Source organism: Pseudomonas sp. NFX98, assembly GCF_047784845.1.
Lineage (GTDB): Bacteria > Pseudomonadota > Gammaproteobacteria > Pseudomonadales > Pseudomonadaceae > Aquipseudomonas.
The window spans coordinates 70,427-94,131 of the sequence record NZ_JBLNNF010000014.1; the positions used below are offsets into that span (position 1 = coordinate 70,427).

At 55.5% G+C, this 23,705-nt stretch carries 27 protein-coding genes; 11 read left to right on the forward strand and 16 right to left on the reverse strand.

Annotated features, from left to right (window positions below; genetic code table 11):
- Positions 1-48 precede the first annotated feature (48 nt).
- The gene (locus tag ACM110_RS19285) at positions 49-606 is read left to right on the forward strand and encodes a GspH/FimT family pseudopilin (protein ID WP_416129019.1); all 558 of its coding nucleotides are present in this window, start codon (positions 49-51) and stop codon (positions 604-606) included.
- On the opposite strand, the gene ispH is transcribed toward ACM110_RS19285, so the two are convergent.
- The 6 genes from ispH to murJ form a co-directional block, all read right to left on the reverse strand.
- Entirely contained in the window at positions 575-1,522 is a 948-nt protein-coding gene (gene ispH / locus ACM110_RS19290; RefSeq protein WP_095196614.1) for a 4-hydroxy-3-methylbut-2-enyl diphosphate reductase, read from the reverse strand. The two genes, ACM110_RS19285 and ispH, sit on opposite strands and share 32 nt — an antisense overlap.
- 155 nt (positions 1,523-1,677) lie before the next feature.
- Positions 1,678-2,115, reverse strand: coding sequence for an FKBP-type peptidyl-prolyl cis-trans isomerase (gene fkpB, locus ACM110_RS19295; protein ID WP_416129109.1), 438 nt, complete (start codon positions 2,113-2,115; stop codon positions 1,678-1,680).
- A 7-nt stretch (positions 2,116-2,122) separates the two neighbouring features.
- A complete protein-coding gene (gene lspA, locus ACM110_RS19300) occupies positions 2,123-2,635 on the reverse strand; it encodes a signal peptidase II (protein ID WP_416129020.1) in 513 nt (170 codons plus the stop codon).
- Positions 2,628-5,459, reverse strand: a complete 2,832-nt coding sequence (ileS, locus tag ACM110_RS19305; RefSeq protein WP_416129021.1) for an isoleucine--tRNA ligase — start codon at positions 5,457-5,459, stop codon at positions 2,628-2,630. The genes lspA and ileS overlap by 8 nt, the downstream gene beginning before the upstream one ends.
- A complete protein-coding gene (gene ribF, locus ACM110_RS19310) occupies positions 5,460-6,410 on the reverse strand; it encodes a bifunctional riboflavin kinase/FAD synthetase (RefSeq protein ID WP_008058292.1) in 951 nt (316 codons plus the stop codon). It abuts the gene before it with no gap.
- 129 nt (positions 6,411-6,539) lie between these two features.
- Positions 6,540-8,078, reverse strand: a complete 1,539-nt coding sequence (gene murJ / locus ACM110_RS19315) for a murein biosynthesis integral membrane protein MurJ (protein WP_416129022.1) — start codon at positions 8,076-8,078, stop codon at positions 6,540-6,542.
- A gap of 252 nt (positions 8,079-8,330) precedes the next feature.
- Here murJ and rpsT point away from each other — a divergent pair, with 252 nt between their 5' ends.
- Positions 8,331-8,609: a 30S ribosomal protein S20 gene (gene rpsT, locus ACM110_RS19320; protein WP_007970922.1), complete on the forward strand. Its 279-nt coding sequence runs from the start codon at positions 8,331-8,333 to the stop codon at positions 8,607-8,609.
- A 193-nt stretch (positions 8,610-8,802) separates the two neighbouring features.
- Here the strand turns inward: rpsT and ACM110_RS19325 are convergent, their stop codons facing one another.
- Positions 8,803-9,276, reverse strand: a complete 474-nt coding sequence (locus tag ACM110_RS19325; protein ID WP_416129023.1) for a CreA family protein — start codon at positions 9,274-9,276, stop codon at positions 8,803-8,805.
- Positions 9,277-9,667: 391 nt separating this feature from the next.
- Here ACM110_RS19325 and ACM110_RS19330 point away from each other — a divergent pair, with 391 nt between their 5' ends.
- The 5 genes from ACM110_RS19330 (at position 9,668) to ACM110_RS19350 (ending at position 13,602) form a co-directional block, all read left to right on the forward strand.
- Complete coding sequence (locus ACM110_RS19330; RefSeq protein ID WP_416129024.1) at positions 9,668-9,910, forward strand: hypothetical protein; 243 nt, start codon at positions 9,668-9,670, stop codon at positions 9,908-9,910.
- A gap of 56 nt (positions 9,911-9,966) precedes the next feature.
- Positions 9,967-10,947, forward strand: a complete 981-nt coding sequence (locus ACM110_RS19335) for a ThiF family adenylyltransferase (protein ID WP_416129025.1) — start codon at positions 9,967-9,969, stop codon at positions 10,945-10,947.
- Entirely contained in the window at positions 10,947-11,414 is a 468-nt protein-coding gene (locus ACM110_RS19340; protein WP_416129026.1) for an HIT family protein, read from the forward strand. The genes ACM110_RS19335 and ACM110_RS19340 overlap by 1 nt, the downstream gene beginning before the upstream one ends.
- A gap of 36 nt (positions 11,415-11,450) precedes the next feature.
- On the forward strand, positions 11,451-11,921 hold the full coding sequence (locus ACM110_RS19345; protein WP_416129027.1) for a hypothetical protein: 471 nt from the start codon (positions 11,451-11,453) through the stop codon (positions 11,919-11,921).
- Positions 11,922-12,312: 391 nt separating this feature from the next.
- Positions 12,313-13,602 carry an FAD-dependent oxidoreductase gene (locus ACM110_RS19350; RefSeq protein ID WP_416129028.1) on the forward strand — a complete coding sequence of 430 codons (1,290 nt, stop codon included), beginning with the start codon at positions 12,313-12,315 and terminating at the stop codon, positions 13,600-13,602.
- Between the two features lie 45 nt (positions 13,603-13,647).
- Here ACM110_RS19350 and ACM110_RS19355 read toward each other — a convergent pair whose 3' ends face one another.
- The 5 genes from ACM110_RS19355 to rplU form a co-directional block, all read right to left on the reverse strand.
- The gene (locus tag ACM110_RS19355) at positions 13,648-14,109 is read right to left on the reverse strand and encodes a CreA family protein (RefSeq protein WP_416129029.1); all 462 of its coding nucleotides are present in this window, start codon (positions 14,107-14,109) and stop codon (positions 13,648-13,650) included.
- Positions 14,110-14,121: 12 nt separating this feature from the next.
- Positions 14,122-15,240, reverse strand: a complete 1,119-nt coding sequence (proB, locus tag ACM110_RS19360; protein WP_150716775.1) for a glutamate 5-kinase — start codon at positions 15,238-15,240, stop codon at positions 14,122-14,124.
- Between the two features lie 137 nt (positions 15,241-15,377).
- Positions 15,378-16,601 (reverse strand): Obg family GTPase CgtA, encoded by a 1,224-nt coding sequence (gene cgtA, locus ACM110_RS19365; protein ID WP_416129030.1) that lies wholly within the window; start codon positions 16,599-16,601, stop codon positions 15,378-15,380.
- Between the two features lie 197 nt (positions 16,602-16,798).
- Positions 16,799-17,056: a 50S ribosomal protein L27 gene (gene rpmA, locus ACM110_RS19370; RefSeq protein WP_003205738.1), complete on the reverse strand. Its 258-nt coding sequence runs from the start codon at positions 17,054-17,056 to the stop codon at positions 16,799-16,801.
- Positions 17,057-17,091: 35 nt separating this feature from the next.
- On the reverse strand, positions 17,092-17,406 hold the full coding sequence (gene rplU / locus ACM110_RS19375) for a 50S ribosomal protein L21 (RefSeq protein WP_003176051.1): 315 nt from the start codon (positions 17,404-17,406) through the stop codon (positions 17,092-17,094).
- Between the two features lie 240 nt (positions 17,407-17,646).
- On the opposite strand from rplU, the gene ACM110_RS19380 reads away from it, so the two are divergent.
- The 3 genes from ACM110_RS19380 to ACM110_RS19390 all read left to right on the forward strand — a co-directional run bounded on the left by ACM110_RS19380 (position 17,647) and on the right by ACM110_RS19390 (position 19,577).
- Complete coding sequence (locus ACM110_RS19380) at positions 17,647-18,615, forward strand: polyprenyl synthetase family protein (protein ID WP_150701501.1); 969 nt, start codon at positions 17,647-17,649, stop codon at positions 18,613-18,615.
- Positions 18,616-18,772: 157 nt separating this feature from the next.
- The gene (locus tag ACM110_RS19385) at positions 18,773-19,114 is read left to right on the forward strand and encodes a zinc ribbon domain-containing protein YjdM (protein ID WP_218438833.1); all 342 of its coding nucleotides are present in this window, start codon (positions 18,773-18,775) and stop codon (positions 19,112-19,114) included.
- A gap of 205 nt (positions 19,115-19,319) precedes the next feature.
- A complete protein-coding gene (locus tag ACM110_RS19390) occupies positions 19,320-19,577 on the forward strand; it encodes a hypothetical protein (protein WP_416129031.1) in 258 nt (85 codons plus the stop codon).
- Between the two features lie 116 nt (positions 19,578-19,693).
- On the opposite strand, the gene ACM110_RS19395 is transcribed toward ACM110_RS19390, so the two are convergent.
- The 3 genes from ACM110_RS19395 to ACM110_RS19405 form a co-directional block, all read right to left on the reverse strand.
- The gene (locus tag ACM110_RS19395) at positions 19,694-20,311 is read right to left on the reverse strand and encodes an FKBP-type peptidyl-prolyl cis-trans isomerase (protein ID WP_338583160.1); all 618 of its coding nucleotides are present in this window, start codon (positions 20,309-20,311) and stop codon (positions 19,694-19,696) included.
- Between the two features lie 121 nt (positions 20,312-20,432).
- On the reverse strand, positions 20,433-20,741 hold the full coding sequence (locus ACM110_RS19400) for a DUF6482 family protein (RefSeq protein WP_338583162.1): 309 nt from the start codon (positions 20,739-20,741) through the stop codon (positions 20,433-20,435).
- Positions 20,742-20,873: 132 nt separating this feature from the next.
- The gene (locus tag ACM110_RS19405; RefSeq protein ID WP_007970904.1) at positions 20,874-21,362 is read right to left on the reverse strand and encodes a TIGR00645 family protein; all 489 of its coding nucleotides are present in this window, start codon (positions 21,360-21,362) and stop codon (positions 20,874-20,876) included.
- Between the two features lie 159 nt (positions 21,363-21,521).
- On the opposite strand from ACM110_RS19405, the gene ACM110_RS19410 reads away from it, so the two are divergent.
- On the forward strand, positions 21,522-23,351 hold the full coding sequence (locus tag ACM110_RS19410) for a hypothetical protein (RefSeq protein WP_416129032.1): 1,830 nt from the start codon (positions 21,522-21,524) through the stop codon (positions 23,349-23,351).
- A 6-nt stretch (positions 23,352-23,357) separates the two neighbouring features.
- Here the strand turns inward: ACM110_RS19410 and ACM110_RS19415 are convergent, their stop codons facing one another.
- A complete protein-coding gene (locus ACM110_RS19415) occupies positions 23,358-23,699 on the reverse strand; it encodes a hypothetical protein (protein ID WP_338583165.1) in 342 nt (113 codons plus the stop codon).
- Between the last annotated feature and the right edge of the window lie 6 nt (positions 23,700-23,705).

Here is a 23,705-nt window from a genome sequence, read left to right on the forward strand (position 1 = left end):
CCCGTGCATGGATCGCACGGCCCGCATCACTCCAGGGAGGGAAACGACATGGATCAGCGAGGCTTCAGCCTGATCGAACTGCTTATGGGACTGACGATTGTCGGGATTGTTCTGCATTTGGTCAGTCCGGCATTCGCGGCCGTCACTGAATCGAACCATCGCGAGCAGGCGGCACAGTCGCTCTACAGTGGCATCCGCATGGCCAGGGCTGAGGCCATCGCCCGTCATCAGAACGTGATGATCCACGCCATCAATGGCGACTGGGGCCAGGGTTGGCGGATCATTCTGGATATCAGCGGCAAGGGGCAGTACGACGCCAGCAACCCGCTGCTGGTCGAACGCCAGAGCGGCACTCGGGTGCCAATCGTGGGAAATAGGCCAGTGAGCAAATTCGTGCGTTTCAACGATCTGGGTGAACCACAGTTCGCCAGGGGAGAGTTTCAGGCAGGGACATTACATATTTGCGCCACTCGCGAACCGGCGAGCCAGTACCAGGTGGTGCTGGCCCCGACCGGTCGCGTCAGCCTGCGCAGCGCAAAGGCTGAGCAGGCATTGTGCGCAGAAGGGAAAAAACTTAAAGCAGGGAACGCACGCGCAGTTCTTTAGGCATGGAGAACGTGATGTTCTCCTCGCGACCGGCCAATTCATCGGCACCGGTAGCGCCCCAGGCCTGCAACTGCTGGATCACCCCACGCACCAGAACTTCCGGTGCAGAAGCGCCAGCGGTAATGCCGATGCGCTCGACACCGTCGAACCAGCTCTTTTGCAGGTCTTCGGCACCGTCGATCAGGTACGCCGGAGTAGCCATGCGTTCGGCGAGTTCACGCAGGCGATTGGAGTTGGAGCTGTTCGGACTGCCAACCACCAGCACCACATCGCATTCATCGGCCAGTTGCTTGACTGCATCCTGACGGTTTTGCGTGGCGTAACAGATGTCGTCCTTGCGTGGACCGCCGATGGCCGGAAAACGCGTACGCAGGGCGTCGATGACGCGACTGGTATCGTCCATGGACAAAGTGGTCTGGGTCACGAACGCCAGTTTTTCAGGGTTGTTCACTTGCAGTTCGGCGACGTCTTTCTCGTCTTCGACGAGGTAGATCGCGCCACCGTTGCTGGCATCGTACTGGCCCATGGTGCCTTCGACTTCCGGGTGCCCGGCGTGGCCGATGAGGATGCACTCACGACCGTCGCGGCTGTAGCGTGCGACTTCGATGTGCACCTTGGTCACCAGCGGGCAAGTGGCATCGAACACTTTCAGGCCACGGCCGGCAGCTTCGGTGCGCACAGCCTGGGAAACACCGTGGGCGCTGAAGATCACGATCACGTCGTCCGGCACTTGATCCAGTTCCTCGACGAAGATTGCGCCACGATTGCGCAGGTCTTCGACGACGAACTTGTTGTGGACCACTTCATGGCGCACATAGATCGGCGGCCCGAAGACTTCCAGGGCGCGGTTGACGATTTCGATCGCCCGGTCCACACCGGCGCAGAAGCCACGGGGGTTGGCGAGTTTGATTTGCATGCTGTGCCTCGTGTCTTGCGCCAGAAATTAGATCGTTACAACCCTGTAGGAGCAAAGCTTGCTCGCGATAGCGGGGGGTCAGTCAACATTGATGTCAACTGAGATTACGCCATCGCGAGCAAGCTATGCTCCTACAGTTGACTGTGTACAGTCAGTTACAGCGCTTTGACGGAAATGATTTCCACGTCAAAGGTCAGTGTCTTGCCTGCCAGCGGATGGTTGAAGTCGATGGTCACTTGCGCGTCATCGAACTCTTTGACCACGCCCGGCAATTCAGTATTGGCCGCATCGTTGAAGATCACCAGCAAACCTGGCGACAGGTCCATGTCCTGGAACTGCGAGCGCGGGATGATCTGCACGTTTTGCGGGTTGGGCTGGCCGAAAGCGTTTTCCGGATCGATGCTCAGCGTACGCTTGTCACCAGCCTTGAAACCGAACAGCGCCGCTTCGAAACCTGGCAACAGGTTGCCGTCACCGACCTTGAAGGTCGCCGGGGCTTTGTCGAAAGTGCTGTCCACTGTGTCGCCGTTCTCCAGGCGCAATGCGAAATGCAAGGTGACTTCCGTGTTCTGGCCGATGCGTTGCTCAGCCAATACCTGTTCAGTCATGAACGGCTTCTCCGGTCTTTTTACTTTTGAACATATCCAGTGCCAGCATCACCGCACCGACAGTGATCGCACTGTCGGCAAAGTTGAACGCCGGGAAGTACCAGCGGTTCTGCCAGTGCACCAGGATGAAATCGATCACATGGCCCAGGGCAATGCGGTCATACAGATTGCCCAGCGCGCCGCCGAGTACCAGTGCCAGCGCAACCGCCAGCCAGGTCTCATTGCGCCCCAGACGCTTGAGCCACACCACCAGCACCGCACTGACCACGATAGCGATCAATGCGAACAACCAGCGCTGCCAACCGGAGCTGTCAGCCAGGAAGCTGAACGCCGCGCCAGTGTTGTAGGCCAGGGTCCAGCTGAAGTAATCGGGGATGATCACAATCTGCTGGTACATCTCGAGCCTGCCTTCGAAGTAGAACTTGCTGGCCTGGTCGATGACCAGAACCAGCAAACTCAACCAGAGCCAGCTCAGTCGCCCAAAGCGACCAACGGCATTAGGCATAGTGACGAACCTCGCCGGCGCCGCTGATGTTGTCGACGCAACGACCGCAGATTTCCGGATGCTCCGGGTTCACGCCGACGTCTTCACGGCAGTGCCAGCAACGGGCGCACTTGGCGAAGGCCGACTTGACGATCTTCAGCTTCAGGCCGCTGACTTCAGTGACCACGGCATCGGCCGGAGCCTGTACGAACGGCGCAACGCTGGCGGTCGAAGTGATCAGTACAAAGCGCAATTCGTTGCTCAGCTTGGCCAGATCGGCGCTCAGGGCGTCTTCGGCGAACAGCGTCACTTCGGCTTGCAGGTTGCCACCGACGGCCTTGGCCGCGCGCTGGATTTCCATTTCCTTGTTGACCGCAACCTTCACGGCCATGATCCGGTCCCAGTACGCACGATCCAGCTCGAAGCCTTCCGGCAGTGCGGTCAGGCCTCCGTACCAGGTGTTGAGCATGACGGACTCGTTACGCTCGCCCGGCAGGTACTGCCACAGTTCGTCGGCGGTAAAGGCCAGGATCGGGGCAATCCAGCGCACCAGCGCTTCGGAGATGTGGAACAGCGCGGTCTGGCACGAACGGCGGGCCTTGCTGTCGGCGCCGGTGGTGTACTGGCGGTCCTTGATGATGTCGAGATAGAAACCACCCAGTTCCTGCACGCAGAAGTTATGGATCTTCGAGTACACGTTCCAGAAGCGGTATTCGCCGTAGTGTTCTTGCAACTCGCGCTGCAGTAACAGAGTGCGATCCACGGCCCAGCGGTCCAGCGCGAGCATTTCTTCGGCCGGCAGCAGGTCGGTGGCCGGGTTGAAACCGGTCAGGTTGGAAAGCAGGAAGCGCGCGGTGTTACGGATACGACGGTAGGCGTCCGCACTGCGTTGCAGGATCTGCTCGGAAACCGCCATTTCACCGGAGTAGTCGGTCGAAGCGACCCACAGACGCATGATGTCGGCGCCCAGGGTGTCGTTGACTTTCTGTGGCGCGATCACGTTGCCCAGGGACTTGGACATTTTGCGGCCGGACTCGTCGACGGTGAAGCCGTGGGTCAGCAGCTCGCGGTACGGCGCGTGGTTGTCGATGGCGCAACCGGTCAACAGCGACGAGTGGAACCAGCCGCGGTGTTGGTCCGAGCCTTCCAGGTACAGGTCGGCGCGTGGACCGGTTTCGTGGCCCATCGGGTGCGAACCGCGCAGCACGTGCCAGTGCGTGGTGCCCGAATCGAACCAGACGTCGAGGGTGTCGCTGATCTTGTCGTACAGCGGGGCCTCATCGCCCAGCAGCTCGGCGGCGTCCAGCTTGAACCAGGCTTCGATGCCCTCGCCTTCAACGCGCTTGGCCACTTCTTCCATCAGTTCGACGGTGCGTGGGTGCAGTTCGCCGCTTTCCTTGTTCAGGAAGAACGGGATCGGCACGCCCCAGTTGCGCTGACGGGAAATGCACCAGTCCGGACGGTTGGCGATCATCGAGTGCAGGCGCGCCTGGCCCCAGGCCGGGACGAACTTGGTGTCTTCGATGGCTTTGAGCGAGCGCACCCGCAGGGTGTCGCCGCTGGTTGGCTCTTTGTCCATGCCGATGAACCACTGCGCGGTGGCGCGGTAGATCAGCGGGGTCTTGTGGCGCCAGCAGTGCATGTAGCTGTGTTCGATGATGGTGGTGTGCAGCAGCGCACCGACTTCGGTCAACTTGTCGACGATGGCCGGGTTGGCCTTCCAGATGAACTGGCCGCCGAAGAATTCCAGCGACGGCACGTACACGCCGTTGCTTTGTACCGGATTGAGGATGTCGTCGTTGACCATGCCGTACTTCTTGCAGGTCACGAAGTCGTCCACGCCGTAGGCCGGAGCGGAGTGAACCACACCGGTGCCAGCGCCCAGTTCAACGTAGTCGGCCAGGTAAACCGGCGACAGACGGTCGTAGAACGGGTGACGGAAGTTGATCAGCTCCAGCTCTTTACCGGTGGTGGTCGCGATGACCGAACCTTCCAGGTTGTAACGAGCCAGGCAGGCTTCGACCAGTTCTTCAGCCAACACCAACAGCTTGTCGCCGACATCGACCAGTGCGTAGTTGAATTCCGGGTGAACGTTCAGCGCCTGGTTCGCCGGGATGGTCCACGGGGTGGTGGTCCAGATCACGATCGACGCAGGCTTGGCCAGCGACGGCAGACCGAAAGCGGCAGCCAGTTTGGCTTCATCGGCAATCGGGAACGCCACGTCGATGGTCGAGGACTTCTTGTTCTCGTACTCGACTTCCGCTTCAGCCAGGGCCGAACCGCAGTCGAAGCACCAGTTCACAGGCTTCAGGCCCTTGAACACGAAACCGCCCTTGACGATTTCAGCCAAGGCGCGGATTTCGCCGGCCTCGTTCTTGAAATCCATGGTCTTGTACGGGTTGGCGAAGTCGCCCAACACACCCAGGCGGATGAACTCGGACTTCTGGCCTTCGATCTGCTCGGTGGCGTAGGCCCGGCACAGTTCGCGGGTCTTGTCGGCGCCCAGGTTCTTGCCGTGAGTCACTTCGACTTTGTGCTCGATCGGCAGACCGTGGCAATCCCAGCCCGGAATATAAGGCGCGTCGAAGCCCGAAAGGGTCTTCGAACGGATGATCATGTCCTTGAGAATCTTGTTCAGTGCGTGACCGATGTGGATCGTGCCGTTGGCGTACGGAGGGCCGTCGTGCAGGACGAACTTCGGACGATCCTTGCCAATCTCGCGCAACTTTCCGTACAGGCCAATACTGTCCCAGCGCTGCAGAATCTGCGGTTCGCGCTGTGGCAGGCCGGCCTTCATTGGGAAGGCGGTGTCCGGAAGGTTTAGCGTGGCTTTATAGTCGGTCATTTAAGGCTCTTCATTAGCGATTGGCGCTAGGTGCGACAGGGCACGGGCGGCGGCGACATCCGCATTGATCGCCGTCTTAAGCGCCTCCAGAGAGGCGAAACGCTGCTCTTCACGCAGCTTTTGGTGGAAAACCACCGTCATACGCCGGTCATACAGATCGCCGGCAAAATCTAAAAGATGGACTTCGAGGTGGGCTTTGCCATCCCCTTGGACCGTAGGCCGCACGCCGATATTGGCGACACCCGGCCAGGTCTTGCCGTCGAGGTCGACGCTGACCAGGTAAACCCCGGTGAACGGCACGCGACGGCGCTTGAGTTGAATGTTGGCAGTGGGCGTACCCAACTGACGCGCCAGTTTCTGACCGTGCAGTACGCGACCCGCGATCCGGTATGGGCGACCGAGCAGGCGTTCGGCCAGTGCAAAATCGGCAGCCGCCAAGGCATTACGCACCTGGGTGCTGCTGACGCGAATGCCATCGAGCTCGACGGTCTGCGCCGCTTCGACGGTAAAGCCCTGCATCACGCCGGCCTGTTGCAGGAAATCGAAATCCCCTACGCGATCACAGCCGAAACGGAAGTCGTCACCTACTTCAAGGTGCTGCACGCCGAGGCCGTCGACCAGAATGGTATCGACGAATTCGCTGGCGCTGAGCTTGCTCAGACGCTGGTTGAATGCCAGGCACAAGACCCGGTCGACGCCTTCGGCAGCCAATAGCTGCAGTTTATCCCGCAGGCGGGCCAGACGGGCAGGCGCCGTGTCCGGAGCGAAAAACTCCCGGGGCTGCGGTTCGAAAATCACCACGCAGCTGGGCACGCCCAACTCCAGCGCACGCTCACGCAGCCGCGCCAGGATAGCCTGGTGGCCACGGTGTACACCGTCAAAGTTGCCAATAGTGGCGACACAGCCCCGATGCTGGGGGCGCAGATTGTGGAGGCCTCGAACCAGCTGCATAACGCGCTTCTTGCTCATAAAGTGGTCGATTATAACCACACCCGGCGGCCGACGACAGGCAACACCGTAACCCAAAGTGATCGAGCCGACAAAAATGCCGGCTCGCCCGTATTTATGGAGGTTTTATCCTCAGCCGAACGCTTTGCGATTGAAGTCGCGCAGGCGGAAGCCCATCAACATTAACATGCCGAAATACGCCACCACACCGGCAACCACCAAGGCACCCAGGCGCAGGAAACGCTCAAGCATCTGCCCCTCGCCCCAGGCCGGCATGAAATGCATGCCGGCCAGCAACACGCCGGACATTACCGTCACCGCGATTACCAGTTTGAAGCCGAACTTCGCCCAACCCGGTTGCGGCTGGTACATCTGCTGTTTGCGCAGCTGATAAAAGAGCAGGCCCGCATTGAGGCAGGCACCGGCACTGATGGCGAGCGCGAGGCCGGCGTGGGCCAGCGGACCGATCAGCAACAGGTTGAACAACTGAGTAACGACCAAGGTGAATATTGCGATTTTTACCGGCGTGCGGATGTTTTGTTGCGCATAAAAGCCAGGCGCCAACACTTTAATCACGATAATCCCGAGCAGACCGACCGAGTACGCGATCAACGCGCGCTGGGTCATGGCCGCATCATGCGCATCGAACTGACCGTACTGGAACAGCGAAACCGTCAGCGGCTCGGCCAGAATCCCCAGCGCCAAGGCGCAAGGCAGTACCAGCACGAAGCACAGGCGCAGACCCCAATCGAGGATGCGCGAGTACTCCTGGCGATCCTTGCTGGCGTAAGTCTTGGCCAGGGTCGGGAGCAGAATCGTGCCCAACGCCACGCCCAGCACGCCGGACGGCAACTCCATCAAGCGGTCGGCGTAGTACATCCATGAAACAGAACCGGCGACCAGGAACGAGGCAAAAATGGTGTTGATGATCAGCGAAATCTGACTCACCGAGACCCCGAGGATCGCCGGCAGCATCTGCTTCACTACGCGCCAGACGCCGGTGTCGCGCAAATTGAGGCGCGGCAGTACCAGCATGCCGATCTTTTTCAGGTGCGGCAGCTGATAAAGCAATTGCGCCAGGCCACCTACCAGAACCGCCCAGCCCAACGCCATTACCGGTGGATCGAAGTACGGTGTCAGGAACAACGCAAAGATGATCATGCTGACGTTGAGCAGCGTCGGCACGAACGCCGGCACCGAGAAACGGTTCCAGGTATTGAGGATCGCCCCCGCCAGCGACGAAAGGGAAATCAGCAATATGTAGGGAAACGTCACTCTCAATAGATCGGACGTGAGCTCGAATTTTTCCGGGGTATCGGTGAAACCCGGCGCCGTCACCCAGATCACCCATGGTGCGGCGAGCATGCCCAGCGCCGTGACCAACGCCAGCACCAACGTCAACAAACCCGAGACGTAGGCAATGAACGTGCGTGTCGCTTCTTCGCCCTGCTGGCTTTTGTATTCCGCAAGAATCGGCACGAAGGCTTGGGAAAAAGCCCCTTCAGCGAAGATCCGGCGCAGCAGATTGGGCAATTTAAAGGCGATAAAGAAGGCGTCGGTCGCCATTCCCGCGCCAAATGTACGCGCAATGAGGGTGTCACGAACAAACCCCAGAATCCGGGAAAGCATCGTGATAGAGCTGACGGCGGCCAACGATTTAAGCAGATTCATTGAAAGAGTTTATGCCTGTCGATAAACAGCAGGCGAACAATGCGCCCACTTGTGCGATACTCCGCGCCGCAACAGCACAGAGCCAAAGCTCGCGAGTTTACAGGTCACACGCCGGAAAGAAATATCCCGTCGCACCACGCCTACCACTTAGCGGAACGTTTCAAGCGCCCTTGACAAGACTTCAACTCATCGGCATGATTCGCGGCCTATTTTGTTTGCTATTTCCTAAAAAGTCTTTCGAGGAGCTCGACGGTGGCCAACTCACCTTCCGCCAAAAAACGTGCAAAACAGGCTGAGAAGCGTCGCAGCCACAACGCCAGCCTGCGTTCCATGGTCCGTACCTACATCAAAAACGTAGTTAAGGCCATCGACGCAAAAGACGCTGCTAAAGCACAAGCTGCTTACGTTCTGGCTGTGCCAGTTATCGACCGTATGGCCGATAAAGGCATCATCCACAAGAACAAGGCTGCTCGCCATAAGAGCCGCCTGAATGGCCACGTAAAGGCCCTGAACGTTGCCGCTGCTGCCTAAGCGACTCGTTCATTAAAAAACCGACCTCAGGGTCGGTTTTTTATTGCCTGCGATTTGATGGACACACAAAAAACTGTAGGAGCGAGCCTGCTCGCGATGGACGTCAAAGATAACACGGGGCACCAGACAGCCCGCGTCGCCCATGCGTCCATCGCGAGCAAGCTCGCTCCTACAGAGTTCGACTTACATCAGCTTATTGAGCGTGCGCCCACGGCAAAATCGGAATCGCCGTCACCGCATTCTGCGGGCTGCCTTCGATCAAGCGATCGCTGTACACCAGATACACCAGCGTATTGCGCTTCTTGTCGAGGAAGCGCACCACCTGCATGGTCTTGAACACCAGCGAGGTGCGCTCCTTAAACACCTCATCGCCATCGTTCAGTTCACCCTTGAAGCTGATGGGGCCGACCTGGCGGCAAGCGATGGAAGCTTCGGCACGATCCTCGGCCAGACCCAGCCCACCCTTCACACCACCGGTCTTGGCGCGCGACAGGTAGCAGGTCACGCCTTCGACCTTCGGATCATCAAATGCCTCGACCACGATCCGGTCATTCGGCCCGACGAACTTGAACACCGTCGAGACCTGACCGATTTCTTCGGCCGAGGCCAGCAGCGGCATCGCCAACAGCAATCCCAACAATCCCAACAATCCTTTTGCCACGCGCATTCAGGTATTCCTTCAGACCAGGATCAGGTTATCGCTGTGAACCAACTGCAACTCAAAAACCATGCCCTCCTCCTCCAAAATACAGAATAGCCATCAAAAAGTTTAGACTACAAACAACTCCTACAAACAATCAAAAAGGATAGACAAACCTCAAAGCCAATAAAAACAAGAAAACCTGAAATACCCCTAAGATATCAGCTAGTTATCAAAAGCAAAGATTGCCCGTCAGATTTACCTGACATACAAAAACCTCAAAAATCCAAACACTCACTAAACACGTCCTACAAAAATTCGGACCACCCTAACATTTAGAAATATTTTCAAACTTGTCGAATCACACAATCAAAAACAAGATAATTCCACCACCCACCTCACGAAGGAAACAGCAACCATGAGCAAGCTAGTAGGTATTGCAGCTATTTTGTTGGGCTCCAGCAATATTGCGCAGGCAGCTATAGTTCAAGCACCAGAGCAGTACCAAGTCACAGCCTCAAATTTCACCGACACCCCCTCCACAAAAAACCCTTTCAGCACCAAATTCGAAGAAACAAAATCAGGACCACTGATTTCCACACTAAAAGACTACTCACCAAATGACAAAGGGCAAAAAAAACTAAACGCCACGTGCAATTAATTTTAGCGGCGGTATATATGCCGCCGCATCTCCGACCTTAAAAAGCGTGGTGAACAATGAACACCTACAACAGCGCAGAAGGATTAATTTTTACTGCCCCCTCAGAAAACACAACTGGAGTAGTCACCCCCTCTACTCTATTCTATTTTTCAGAAGGAAAAACGCATTTAAACGGGCCAAAAAAATGCGTAAAACTCAACGAACAAAGCCTTGAAGCACTGACCATAGGATTAACCGAGTCTGGCAGCTTAATAAAAGGAAGCAGGGACGAAGTATTACAAGTAATAAAACTATTAAATGAGCCAGAATCAAGCAGAACAACGGCTCACTTCCTCACTAATTCACAAAACTGCTCATCCATTATCAACAAAATAGCCGCACTAAAAAATGCGAATATCCTCGTAGTTGGATGCGGAGGAATTGGAAGCACTGCAACTCTCTTACTAGCTGGCGCAGGGGTAAAAAAAATCACCCTAGTAGATCATGACACAATCGAAAGAAGCAACTTAAATAGACAATTGTTTTGGCGACTACAGGATATCGGAAAAGAAAAAACGACCACTCTTAAGATAGCTATTAAAGAACGCTTTGAAAACACCGAAACAACCTGCATCAAACGGCAATTAGATTACGAAGAAATTAAAGCGCTAATGGTTAGCAGCAATTACACATTAGCTATAATAACCGCCGATGCGCCAATCAATCTGGCTTCACAGTGTGGAGAACTAGCTCGAATTACGGGCACCTCCATTATGAGCGGCGGATATCTACATAGTCATTGCTGTGCAAATTTCTTTTCCGCAACCGATCTTCAAAGCGACTATGAAATAGCACCAAATTCGCATAATTGGACCAGACTCCCAGAATCAATTATGCCGAGCTTCGGCCCAACTAACTTCAGTATTGCAGCACTCTTATCTCACGGCGCAATCGAACACATAACAACTAAAGACAAGGGAGAAAGGCATAGCAGTTGCACCCAATGGGACTCATCTGAATTTCCAGTGAGTTTTTTTAACTACTTATGGAAACAATAATGAGCTGCATATTTTGCGATATCTCACAACACAATCAAAAAGCCCACGTGATATGGGAAGACAAGGATCATATATCATTTCTTTCTATATTCCCAAACACTGTAGGCGTAACAGTCGTAATCCCTAAAAAACATTATTCAAGCTATGCATTTGACCAACCAGAAGAAGTCCTCTTCGGCTTGATAGGTGCTACAAAAAAAACGGCTCTACTGTTAGACAAGGCGTTGCCAGGAGTAGCTCGAACAGGGATGGTATTCGAAGGGTATGGAGTTGACCATTTGCATGCAAAACTTTTCCCAATGCACTGTACTGGGAACACTAGCGAATTCAAAAAAATAAATTCAAACAACAAATATTTTTTTGAAAAATATGAAGGATATCTTTCCTCCCATGATGGCAGCCGCGAAAAAGAAGAAACACTTGAGAAACAAGCAAATTTAATAAGGTTATACAATACAGAACTTTAATACAAACCAACACCAAAATATAAAAATGGAAAAAAGATGCCAAAGTTAAAAAATATAGTCATAACCTCAACATTATTCTTTACATGCCTCACCGCCAGTGCAACTGAGCCTGCAAATTCAAACACACCTAAAACGACTCAAGCTAAATCTCTGATGATAATATTTTACCCTCCTCCAGGTCGAGAACTGGAGTTCTTGAATGTCTTTGTAAAAAACCAATCCGAACACATGCAAAAATACACAAACACCAATCCAAGCCCAACAAAGGTAGAAAGCATTAATATTGCCCCAACAAAAAACGGGGAACCACTAATACACCTAATGATTTATCGGGACCAAGATGCATATAACAAAGCAGTAAAAACCTTCTCATCAAGGGAGCAGCTTTTTAGCTACATGAGTAATCACGCCACATTATATGGAGGAGAGAAAATCGAAGCGGACTTCCTGAAGCATTCCAAGATTCATTTCGGAGAAGTAATCAGCGACCCCGTACAGGCCAATTAAAAAAATAAAGTACGCCATGCACTACACAAAGCATGCGACTCGCCTCGCTGTCATGATGATGACACTAATATCATCGCAAGCTAGCGCCGACCAAGAGACTGATTTAATGCTAATAAACTCATGTATTAACTGTCACAACTCCCATGTCACGGCTGGCCACATTCCAAATATAGCCGGGCTTCAACGAGAGCGGATACTGTTCATGCTCACAAATTTCAAAAATCAAACAAGCGCCAGCACGATAATGAACCGAATAATGTCAAGATACGAAAAAAATGAGATAGAACAACTCTCTAATTACTATAGCTCCTTACCACTCTCCAACGAGCCTCTCTCATCTCAACTGACACCTTCAACCGAAAACTAAATAAAAACCCGGAAAAACGACAAAATGAACAGCCGAAGGGACGTACTGAAAGGTTTGATCTTAGGACCAGTTTTTTTTGGAGGTTTATCACACTCAAACGCCAAGGAGAATTATAGATACAACATCGTTATTATTGGGGGTGGATTCGCAGGAGCCACCTTCGCCAAATCAATGCGATTGCTGCAACCATTTATCACTATAAGCCTACTCGAGCCAAATGAGCATTACTATTCATGCCCAATGGGTGCCGAATACTTGGTGGGCAAAAGATCACTAAACTCTCTTAGATTTTCCTATGAGGCCCTAGCAAAACTCTACAACATATCAATATTAAAAGACGAGGCGCTAGCGATAGACTCAATATCAAAAACAATTCACACCCAGCAAAACAATGTAATCCGCTACGACCGCTGTATCGTTGCTTGTGGTGTAGGATTCAAATACAACACTATTTCTGGCTACAGTAGAGTCGACTCAATAAAAAGCCCGCATGCCTGGACTGGTGGCAAGCAACAGAAATTACTTAGAGATAAAATTCTAGGAATCCCAGATGGGGGGGTTTTACTCATGTCTGTACCAGTAGACGACTACAAATGCCCTCCTGGTCCGTATGAAAGAGCAAGCTTGATTGCGGAGTACTTCAAAGCACACAAGCCGAAGTCAAGAATAGTCATCCTCGATGCCAAAAATCGCTTTCCGAAACAGGCTCAGTTCGAATTAGCGTGGAGAAAACTATATCGCTATGAAACAAAAAACCCCATTATCGAATGGATTAGTGAGGCAGATGGCGGCGCAGTAGTTGGATACAATAGCAAAAACATGGAGTTAATGACTACCAAGTACCGATTTGAAGGAAGTGTTATTAATATTATTCCGCCGCAGCAAGCCGCAAGCTTCGCAAGATCTAACAATTTAACTGGCACACAGGATTGGTGCCCAGTCAACACGCAAACCATGGAATCACTTCTTATACCCAACATCCATGTGATTGGAGATTGTGCGTACGCCGAAATGCTTCCAAAGTCCGCTTTCGCTGCGGCGTGCCAAGCACGAGTTTGTGCTATAGCAATTAGTCGGATCATTCAGGATCTGCCGCCCCTAGATCCTGAGTTTGCAAACGTCTGCTACAGCCTCTGTGCCAATGACTATGCGATATCTGTATATATAAAATACCTAAGAAATAGCCACAACAATATTCTTGAAATATCCGACCTGCAAAACACTCCAATTTCATCCAATGACGAGCAATATGTAAAGGAGTTCTCTTCGGCCCATCAGATGTTCTCATCACTGACTCGCGAAGCATTCCTTTAATATCTGAACTGAAGAGTGCTTGATGAAAAACCTACAAAAAACTAGTTACTGATGCGCCCACGGCAAAATCGGAATCGCCGTCACCGCATTCTGCGGGCTGCCTTCGATCAAGCGATCGCTGTACACCAGATACACCAGCGTATTGCGCTTCTTGTCGAGGAAGCGCACCACCTGCATGGTCTTGAAGACCAGGGACGTACGCTCCTTGAACACCTCGTCGCCATCCTTAAGCTCACCCTTGAAGCTGATCGGCCCGACCTGGCGGCAAGCGATGGACGCTTCAGCACGATCCTCGGCCAGACCCAAGCCACCCTTCACGCCACCGGTTTTGGCGCGCGACAGGTAGCAGGTCACGCCGTCGACCTTGGGATCATCAAACGCCTCGACCACGATCCGGTCATTCGGGCCGACGAATTTGAACACCGTCGACACCTGGCCAATCTCCTCGGCCGAAGCTAAAAGCGGCATCGCCAGCACTAACCCCAACAATCCTTTTGCCAAACGCATTCAGGTATTCCTTCAGACCAGAATCAGGTTATCGCGGTGAACCAGTTCCGGTTCCGCCATATACCCCAACAATCCGACAATCGCCTCAGACGACTGACCGATGATTTTTTGTGCTTCCAGCGCGCTGTAGTTGGCCAGGCCACGGGCAATCTCGCGACCGTCCGGCGCCACGCACACCACCATTTCGCCGCGACGGAAGCTGCCCTGCACCAGCTTGACCCCGACCGGCAGCAAACTCTTGTTGCCCTGGGACAGCGCCGTCACCGCGCCCGCGTCCAGCACCAGCGTGCCACGGGTTTGCAGATGACCCGCCAGCCACTGCTTGCGCGCCGCCAGCATGCCGCGTTCGGGCGAAAGCAAGGTGCCGATGCGCTCGCCCGCCTTCAGGCGATCCAGCACACGCTCAATGCGACCGCCAACGATGATGGTATGCGCACCGGAACGCGCCGCCAGCCGCGCAGCGCGCAACTTGGTCTGCATACCGCCACGCCCAAGCGCCCCACCGGTACCACCCGCCACCGCATCGAGCGCCGGATCATCAGCGCGTGCTTCGTAAATCAGCTGGGCATCAGGATTGTTGCGCGGATCGGCATCGAACATGCCGTCGCGATCCGTGAGGATCACCAGCAAGTCAGCCTCGACCAGGTTGGCCACCAGCGCCGCCAACGTATCGTTGTCGCCGAAACGAATTTCATCGGTGACCACAGTGTCGTTCTCGTTGATCACCGGGATGACTTTCAGCTCGACCAACGCGCGCAAGGTACTGCGGGCGTTCAGGTAGCGCTTGCGATCGGACAGGTCGTCGTGGGTCAGGAGAATCTGCGCCGTGTGCCGGCCATGCTCGGCGAAGCTCGATTCCCAGGCTTGCACCAAGCCCATCTGACCGATTGCAGCGGCAGCCTGAAGCTCGTGCATCGCACTGGGTCGAGAGGTCCAGCCCAGACGGCTCATGCCGGCAGCCACCGCCCCGGAGGACACCAGCACCAGCTCAACGCCCGCCTCATGCAGGGCCACCATCTGTTCAACCCAGACACCCATTGCCGCGCGATCCAGGCCTTTGCCGTCCGCCGTCAGCAAAGCGCTGCCGATTTTCACGACCCAACGCTGCGCACCTGTCACCTTGCTCCGCATCATCTTCAACCTTAGCTTGAGGGCAGCGCGACTTGGCACTGCCCGTGACATTATTCGTGGTTATTCGTGACCAACGATCGATTTCCAGATACTAAAACGCCGCTCGATTGAGCGGCGCTTAAGTTTATCGCAACGAATCAGTCACGCACGTAAATGATTTCCGGACCGTCTTCGTCATCCACATCTTCTTCGTCCCAATCGTCGTCACCGATGTCATGGACCGACTTCACGCCGCTGCGACGCAGGGCACGCTGATCATCCAGCGCCTGCAACTGGGCGCGAGCTTCGTCTTCGATGCGCTGATCGAGATCGGCCAGCTCTTCCTTGTAGGCCGGGTCGTTGGCCAGGCGATCGGCACGATCTTCCAGGTAACGCATGATGTCGTGGCACAAGCGCTCGGTGTTCTGCTTGGCAATCGCCGAGATCACATAGACCGGACCAGTCCACTCCAAGCGCTCAACGATCTCTTTGACGCGAGCATCGTGCTCTTCGTCGAGGATCTGGTCGCACTTGTTCAGGATCAACCAGCGATCACGCTCAGCCAGGGACGGGCTGAACTTGGTCAGCTCGTTGACGATGACTTCGGCAGCGTCCGGAGCACTGGTGTCGTCCAGCGGCGCCATGTCGACGAGGTGCAGCAGCAGACGGGTGCGCGACAAGTGCTTGAGGAAACGAATCCCCAGGCCCGCGCCGTCGGAAGCACCTTCAATCAGACCCGGAATGTCCGCGACCACGAAGCTCTTCCAGCGATCGACGCTGACCACACCCAGGTTTGGCACCAGGGTGGTGAACGGGTAGTCGGCGACTTTCGGCTTGGCAGCCGAAACCGAACGGATAAAGGTACTTTTACCGGCGTTCGGCAAGCCCAGCAGACCGACGTCCGCCAGCACTTTCATTTCCAGCTTGAGGTCACGCTGCTCGCCAGGCTTGCCCGGCGTGGTCTGGCGTGGCGCACGGTTGGTACTGGATTTGAAACGGGTGTTGCCCAGACCGTGCCAGCCGCCGTGAGCGACCAGCAACTTCTGGCCAGCTTTGGTCAGGTCGCCGATCACTTCCTGAGTGGCGGAGTCGATCACCGTGGTGCCGACCGGAACGCGCAGCACAAGCTCTTCACCCTTCTTGCCGGTGCAGTCAGTGCTGCCGCCGTTGGCGCCACGCTCGGCATCGAAGTGCCGGGTGTAACGATAGTCGACCAGGGTGTTGAGGTTTTCGTCGGCGATCATGTAGACCGAGCCGCCATCACCACCATCACCGCCGTTCGGGCCACCGTTCTCGATAAATTTTTCCCGACGGAAACTCATGGCGCCATTGCCACCGTCGCCAGCCTTTACTCGGATCGATACTTCATCAACAAACTTCATAACAACACGCCTCTCGCCATACGGACGAGCCGAAAAACACTAAGACATAAGACTCTTGCAAAAATGAGCGCAGCGACCTCAATCAACGACCGCACAGTCCAGCGCGCCGACAGCCCATACAAACAGTTTTGCAAGAGACTCACCCCACAAACGAAAAAGCCCCGTCGCGAGACAGGGCTTTTCCAGCGATCGCGCAATTAAGCGGCGATTACGCTCACGTAACGACGACCGAAGGCGCCTTTTACTTCGAACTTGATCACGCCTTCGACTTTAGCGAAGAGGGTGTGATCTTTACCCATACCAACGCCGTAGCCAGCGTGGAATTGGGTGCCGCGCTGACGCACGATGATGTTGCCCGCTTTGATAGCCTGGCCGCCATACATCTTCACGCCAAGGCGTTTGGCTTCTGAGTCGCGACCGTTACGGGTACTACCACCAGCTTTTTTGTGTGCCATGAGTTCAATTCTCCTAGTGAGGAATTAGGCTGAAATTAAGCCTGAATACCGGTGATTTTGATCTCGGTGTACCACTGGCGGTGGCCCATACGCTTCATGTGGTGCTTACGGCGACGGAACTTGATGATGCGGACTTTATCGTGACGACCTTGGGAGATCACTTCAGCCACAACGGTAGCGCCAGCAACAACTGGAGCGCCGATATTCACGTCGTCGCCATTGGCAACCAACAGAACGCGATCAAAGGTAACGGATTCGCCGGTAGCGATTTCCAGTTTTTCGATCTTCAGGTATTCACCTGGGGCGACTTTGTACTGCTTGCCGCCAGTAACGATTACTGCATAAGACATGGTATTTCTCCGATAATCCTGCTCACCCAGCTCTTTATAAGAAGAGGTATTGGCTGGCATGGCTGCATGGGGCTGGAAGGCCCGCTTGCAATTGCGTAAGGCAGGTGCTGCCCAGGAAGTTCAGGGTGCGCGATTGTACGCAAGGCACGAGCGCCTTGCAAGGGGCCGTCCATCGCGCCTTGACAGGCCCGGACGTGGGTCCTAGCATGCCGCGCAACCCTTCTGGAGCGACTGTCGCTGATGCAACCCCAAGCTTTCTACCGCGCGGTCGCGGACGATTTTAGCGCCGTCGACGGCATCATCAAGAAGCAGCTGACTTCCCGAGTGCCGCTGGTATCTAAAATCGGCGACTACATTACCTCGGCCGGCGGTAAACGCCTGCGTCCTTTATTGGTGCTGCTGTCCGGCAAAGCACTGGGGCGTGAAGGCGATGACCTGCGACTTTTGGCTGCGACCATCGAATTCCTGCACACCGCGACCCTGCTGCATGACGACGTAGTCGACATGTCCGGCATGCGCCGTGGCCGCTCGACCGCCAACGCCATGTGGGGCAATGCACCGAGCGTGCTGGTGGGCGACTTCCTGTATTCGCGCTCCTTCGAAATGATGGTCGAACTGGGCTCCATGCCGGTGATGAAAATCCTTTCGCAAGCGACGCGCATTATCGCCGAAGGTGAAGTGTTGCAGCTGTCGAAGGTCCGTGACGCCAGCACCACCGAAGAAACCTACATGGAAGTCATCCGCGGCAAGACCGCGATGCTCTTCGAAGCCTCGACCCACAGCGCCGCGGCGCTGGCCGGCGCAACACCTGAACAGAGCGAAGCACTGCGCATGTTCGGCGATCACCTGGGCGTGGCATTCCAACTGGTCGACGACCTGCTGGATTACAAAGGCGACGCGGAAACCCTGGGCAAGAACGTCGGTGACGATCTGGCCGAAGGCAAGCCGACCCTGCCGCTGATCTACACCATGCGCGAAGGTACGCCGGAACAGGCTGCCCTGGTGCGCAAGGCTATCCAGAAAGGCGGCATCGAAGACCTGGAGAGCATCCGCGAAGCCGTGGAAGCCTCGGGCTCGCTGGAATACACCGCGCAACTGGCCCGCGATTACGTCGCCCGTGCGATCAAATGCCTCGACGCGCTGCCGCCGAGCGAGTATCGCGATGCACTGGTTGAGCTGAGCGAGTTTTCGGTCGCCCGTACGCACTGATCGTCAAAGCAAGATCAAAAGATCGCAGCCTTCGGCAGCTCCTACACCCACTCTGTAGGAGCTGCCGAAGGCTGCGATCTTTTGCTTTCAACTCCCCGCACCTGGAAAACCCTATACAATGTGCGCTTTTTAATGATCCTGAATCCAAGGAGCCTTAGTGAGCACGTTGCCACCCTGCCCGAAATGCAATTCCGAATACACCTACGAGGACGGCGCCCAGCTGATCTGTCCCGAGTGCGCTCACGAGTGGTCCGCCAGCGGCGAAGCCGACGCGGTGTCCGATGACGCGGTGAAAAAGGATTCGGTCGGTAACGTCCTGCAGGACGGTGACACCATCACCGTGATCAAGGACCTCAAGGTCAAGGGTACGTCGCTGGTGGTCAAGGTCGGCACCAAGGTGAAGAACATCCGCCTGTGCGATGGCGATCACGACATCGACTGCAAGATCGACGGTATCGGCCCGATGAAACTCAAATCCGAGTTCGTCAGAAAAGTCTGAACCTGCTGTATTCCATCCCGCGCCAAGCGTGGGATGGTGCTTCGCCCTCCCCCGCCTCACCCAGCAAATCCTCGCAATAGCTAAAGGCCAGCCGATTTGACCTTACGCAATCTTTACCCAGAAATAGCCGCAATCCGCCAATAGCCTCTTGCTATTTGATGAATAAGAATTATTCTCATTGAACCCAAATCAATGGAGATGAGACATGACTTATTTGATCGATGCCTGGTTGGACCGCCCACACCCTTACCTCAGGATTCTGCATCGGGAAACCGGGGAAGTCTGTGCGGTGCTTGAAGAAGAAGCCTTGAGTGAACTGCAGGATCAAGGTGACCTAGACCTCAATGGCCTGAATTCCAGCGAGCCGGTGGTGCTCAAGGAAGTAGTGCGCAACCTGTTCCTGTTCTGCTATGCCCGGGCATTGCGCCCGTCGCATGAACTGAATCACAAGATTGAAATATGAGCAGCGTCGCAAACCCTGTAGGAGCAGAGCTTGCTCGCGATGCAGGCAACTCGGTTCAGTTTTGAAACCGAAGTGATGCTATCGCGGGCAAGCCTTGCTCCTACAAGATCAAAAGCTTACAGAACGTCGAGCAGCTCGACGTCGAACACCAGTACGCTGTGCGGCGGAATGCTGCCAACGCCTTGAGCGCCGTAAGCCAGTTCGCTCGGCACGTACAGACGCCATTTGCTGCCGGCATTCATCAGTTGCAGGGCTTCGGTCCAGCCAGCGATCACGCCGCCAACCGGGAATTCTGCAGGCTGGCCACGCTCGTAAGAGCTGTCGAACACGGTGCCGTCGATCAGAGTGCCGTGGTAGTGAGTACGCACGGTGTCTTCACGGGATGGCTTGGCGCCTTCACCGGCAGTCAGAACTTCGAACTGCAGGCCGGAAGCCAGGGTGGTGATGCCGTCACGCTTGGCGTTTTCAGCCAGGAAGGCCAGGCCTTCGCCAGCGGCCGCTTCAGCCTTGGCTGCAGCTTCGGCTTGCATGATTTCGCGGATCACTTTGAAGCTGGCGGACATTTCTTCCTGGCCGACGCGGCTTGGCAGACCGGCGAATGCGTCGGTCAGACCTGCCAGGATCGCGTCCAGGTTAACGCCCGGTGGCGGGTTGTCGCGCAGTTGGTCGCCCAGCTGACGGCCAATGCCGTAGCTGACGCGGGTTTCGTCGGTGGACAGATTTACTTCGGACATGACACTGCTCCGCTGTGCGGACGGACCAGGAACTTGCCGTGCATGCACAGCGCGTCCCGGAGCGCCCGAAACCAAAAGGGCCAGCAGACTAGCACAGTTGCCACCGCGTTGATGAGGGGTGTCAGCCCTGTCGTGGAGATCGCTGGTCGATCGGCACCTTCAGGCTTTCGTCAATGCCACCGAGCCCGCACATCTCGTCATGCACCAGGTTGTGCACGAGGTTGAAGTTCAGCTTGGGAAAGGAGTGAAGCACTTCGCGGGCGTGCTCGACCGAACGCAAATGCATCATTTCGCCACGTTTATCACTCAGGGGATACGCCGCGCCATGCATCCGCGCTTCCAGCAGATAAATCCCCCCTTCCATCGAGATCAGGTTCAGCTCGTCGACCTTCCCGGCGACGGCATAGGCATTCAGCTCTTGCAGGTTCATGAACGCACCTCACACAGTGGCGAGCCATTACCTCTACAGGGATAGGCCTCGGCGCCTCAAAGTACAAGCCACAAACGACGCCGCCCGTCTGTTTTGCAACAGACGGGCGGCGGGTACAGCGATGAATGTCGATCAGTGCTTGGTCACTTTATCCAGGTAACCCATGGCAAAGGCCGACACCACGAAGGTCATGTGAATGATCACGTACCACTGCAAATGCTCGGGATCGACGTTCTTGGCGTCCATGAAAATCCGCAGCAAATGGATGGAGGAAATCGCCACGATGGAAGCGGCCACTTTCATCTTCAGGGAAGACGAGTCCATGGTACCCAGCCAGTTGAGCTTTTCCTTGCTGTCGTCGATGTCGAGTTGGGAAACGAAGTTTTCGTAACCGGAAATCATCACCATCACCAGCAAACCGCCCACCAGCGCCATGTCGATCAACGACAGCAGCACGAGAATCAGGTCCGACTCGGCCATCGAAAAAACGTTGGGGATGACGTGGAAGACTTCCTGGAAGAATTTCAGCGCCAGGGCCAGCAACCCGAGGGACAGGCCGAAGTAGATCGGCGCCAGCAACCAGCGGGAGGCGTACATTGCATTTTCGATAAAGCGTTCCATTGAATCTCACAGGTGGTCTGAAAATGGACGCGAGTATAACAGCCGGCTGTTACACCCAGAAACCATCGGGAAATCCGCCACCTGCGCGTGTATATCAAAGTTTTTCTGCTAGTGTCCAAGCCATTGACAGCTCAGTGATATCGGACAGGAAGACTGGAAATGGATGCGCGCTTGCCTTTAACCGGTGCTGGAATCTGCCTGGCGTTGCTGATGAGCGCCTGCTCGCCGAGCGATGAAAAGCGCCAGGTCAGCCTGGAGGAGAAGACTGCGCAGTTCGAAAAGTCGCTGGATGCGATCCAGGACCCGAAACTCAAGGACGCCGTGGCGGAACTCGGTGGCTCGCTATTGCTGCTCGAACGGGCGCAACTCAAGCTCGACAGTAAACCGGTGGAAACCGAGTACGGTGAAGACGCCCTCGCTGTCCTCAAGCACTACCCCTCGCCTCAGACACTGGTCGACACCTACATCAACGGCCTGTTCGTGTTGCATAAAGACTCCAGCTCCGACTACCTCACCGACCTGCAACCCGTGTTTCCTTTCAATTTCAGCATTCCGGCAGCGTTTCTGTTTCCCCATGGCCTGGAATGGCAATCGGTCACGCTGAGCAACAAACGCGTCATCGCCTTCCAGCCGGAATGGTCGGAAACCGATCCCGGCATTCAGTTGAGTCCGTCGAGCTCCAACCTGACCAATTCCGATGACCTGACCGTGGCGTATCCGTTCATCGAAGGCCTGGATGCCGACATCAAGAACCAGCCGCAACCGGTCAGCCTGCAAGGCAAGATCGAAGTCATCGCCCCCCACCGGCTCTACAGCTTCGACCTGACAAAAAAGGATGTCGGCCAGACGCGCACCAACGACAACGTCAGCGTCACCCTGCTGAAGCTGGCCAATAACTACGCAGAATTCGAATTCAGCAATACTGCACCACAAGCCCCGGAGATCGGAGAAACACCGCTCAACCCGCTGATCGTCCAGGCCAAGGATGCCAGCGGGCAATTTCTCTCGCGCTCCGGCTCGATCAATGAAACCGCTGCGCAAATCGCTTTCTACCAGAAGCAGTTGGCGAAAATGCAACAACAGAAATCCTGGAGCGAAGCGTTCGAAAAGCAGCTCGATGAAGAGCACCGCACCTTCGAGAAGCAACAAACCCATCGGTATTCGAAAGTGTATTTCAACGGCCCGATCGAAACCCTCGAAGTGAGCCTGCTGGACTTTTCAGCCGTCACGGTGACCCGCAAGGATCTGGATCTGCCGGTGCGCCGCTTTGACCGCCACACCACGCAGAAAACCATCCAGCCCTTGAACTTGCCGGTGGTGGTGTATGACGACCAGGCGCCGAGCTGGCTCAAGGGCGCGACATTGACCGAGGAACAACTGAAAAAGGGCGTCAAAATCAGTCAGTCGGTGGATGACCCGAGCGCTGCCCGAGTCGAGTTCAGCCACCTCAGAAGTTTCAATGACGAACTGCTCGGCACCTCCTTCAGTCCTGGCGAAAACCCGGTCAGCTTCTTCACCGAGGACAGCCGGGGCAAACGCGATGAACCGATCGAACTGCCGCCGGAGGCGTATGAGGTCGATCCCCTTCGCGGCACCATCACCTATGACCTGAACCTGTTTCCGGAAACGCCCGCTTACGTGGTGGGCTCCGTGCCGCTGTTTCTGGCAACGGTCGGCAAACAGAGCATCGACGCCCATCAACTGCCCAAAGGCCTGGAGCTCAAAGGCAATGCGTTGGTGGTGGACCTGAAAGTGTTTCCTGAGCAGGACTGGCGGTTTTTCGCCAAGGACGACAGCGGCAATTACCTCAAGGAAATTCTTGCGGTCACCCACGATGCGGGCACAGAAGGCCCCGCGCTGTTTGCCGTGCATTACTTCTACGGCCAACCCACGCGCCTGGAAACCTATCAGCGAACTGACCTCACCACCGTGCAATATGGCTACGAGGTCAAACTCGACAAGGCTGATGCATCCAAGCTGGCCCAATAGAACGGATCAATGATCGGGCCGAAACTCAAAGCCACCGACGTTACGGCAACGGCCGCCATTGATCTCGCGCAGCTGTGCTTGCAGATGCAGGCACCAGATTTGCGGATCATCGGCGAGTTCGTAGCCGTGCAGGGTCAGGCTTTCAACAATGGTGTCGAGGATGGATTCAGCCGCGAACGGGCCAGGAAACGGGCCCTGTGCTTTGATGGCTGAAGGTTGTTCGCCGGCCATTCCGGCGGCGAAGAGCAAGGTCCACATACCCGTATCACCCGCCAACGGCTTGATGGCGCATTCGATACGGGTCACAAGACCCAGGCATTGACGAGTGAGGCAGAGGTTGCGCGACATGGCGGC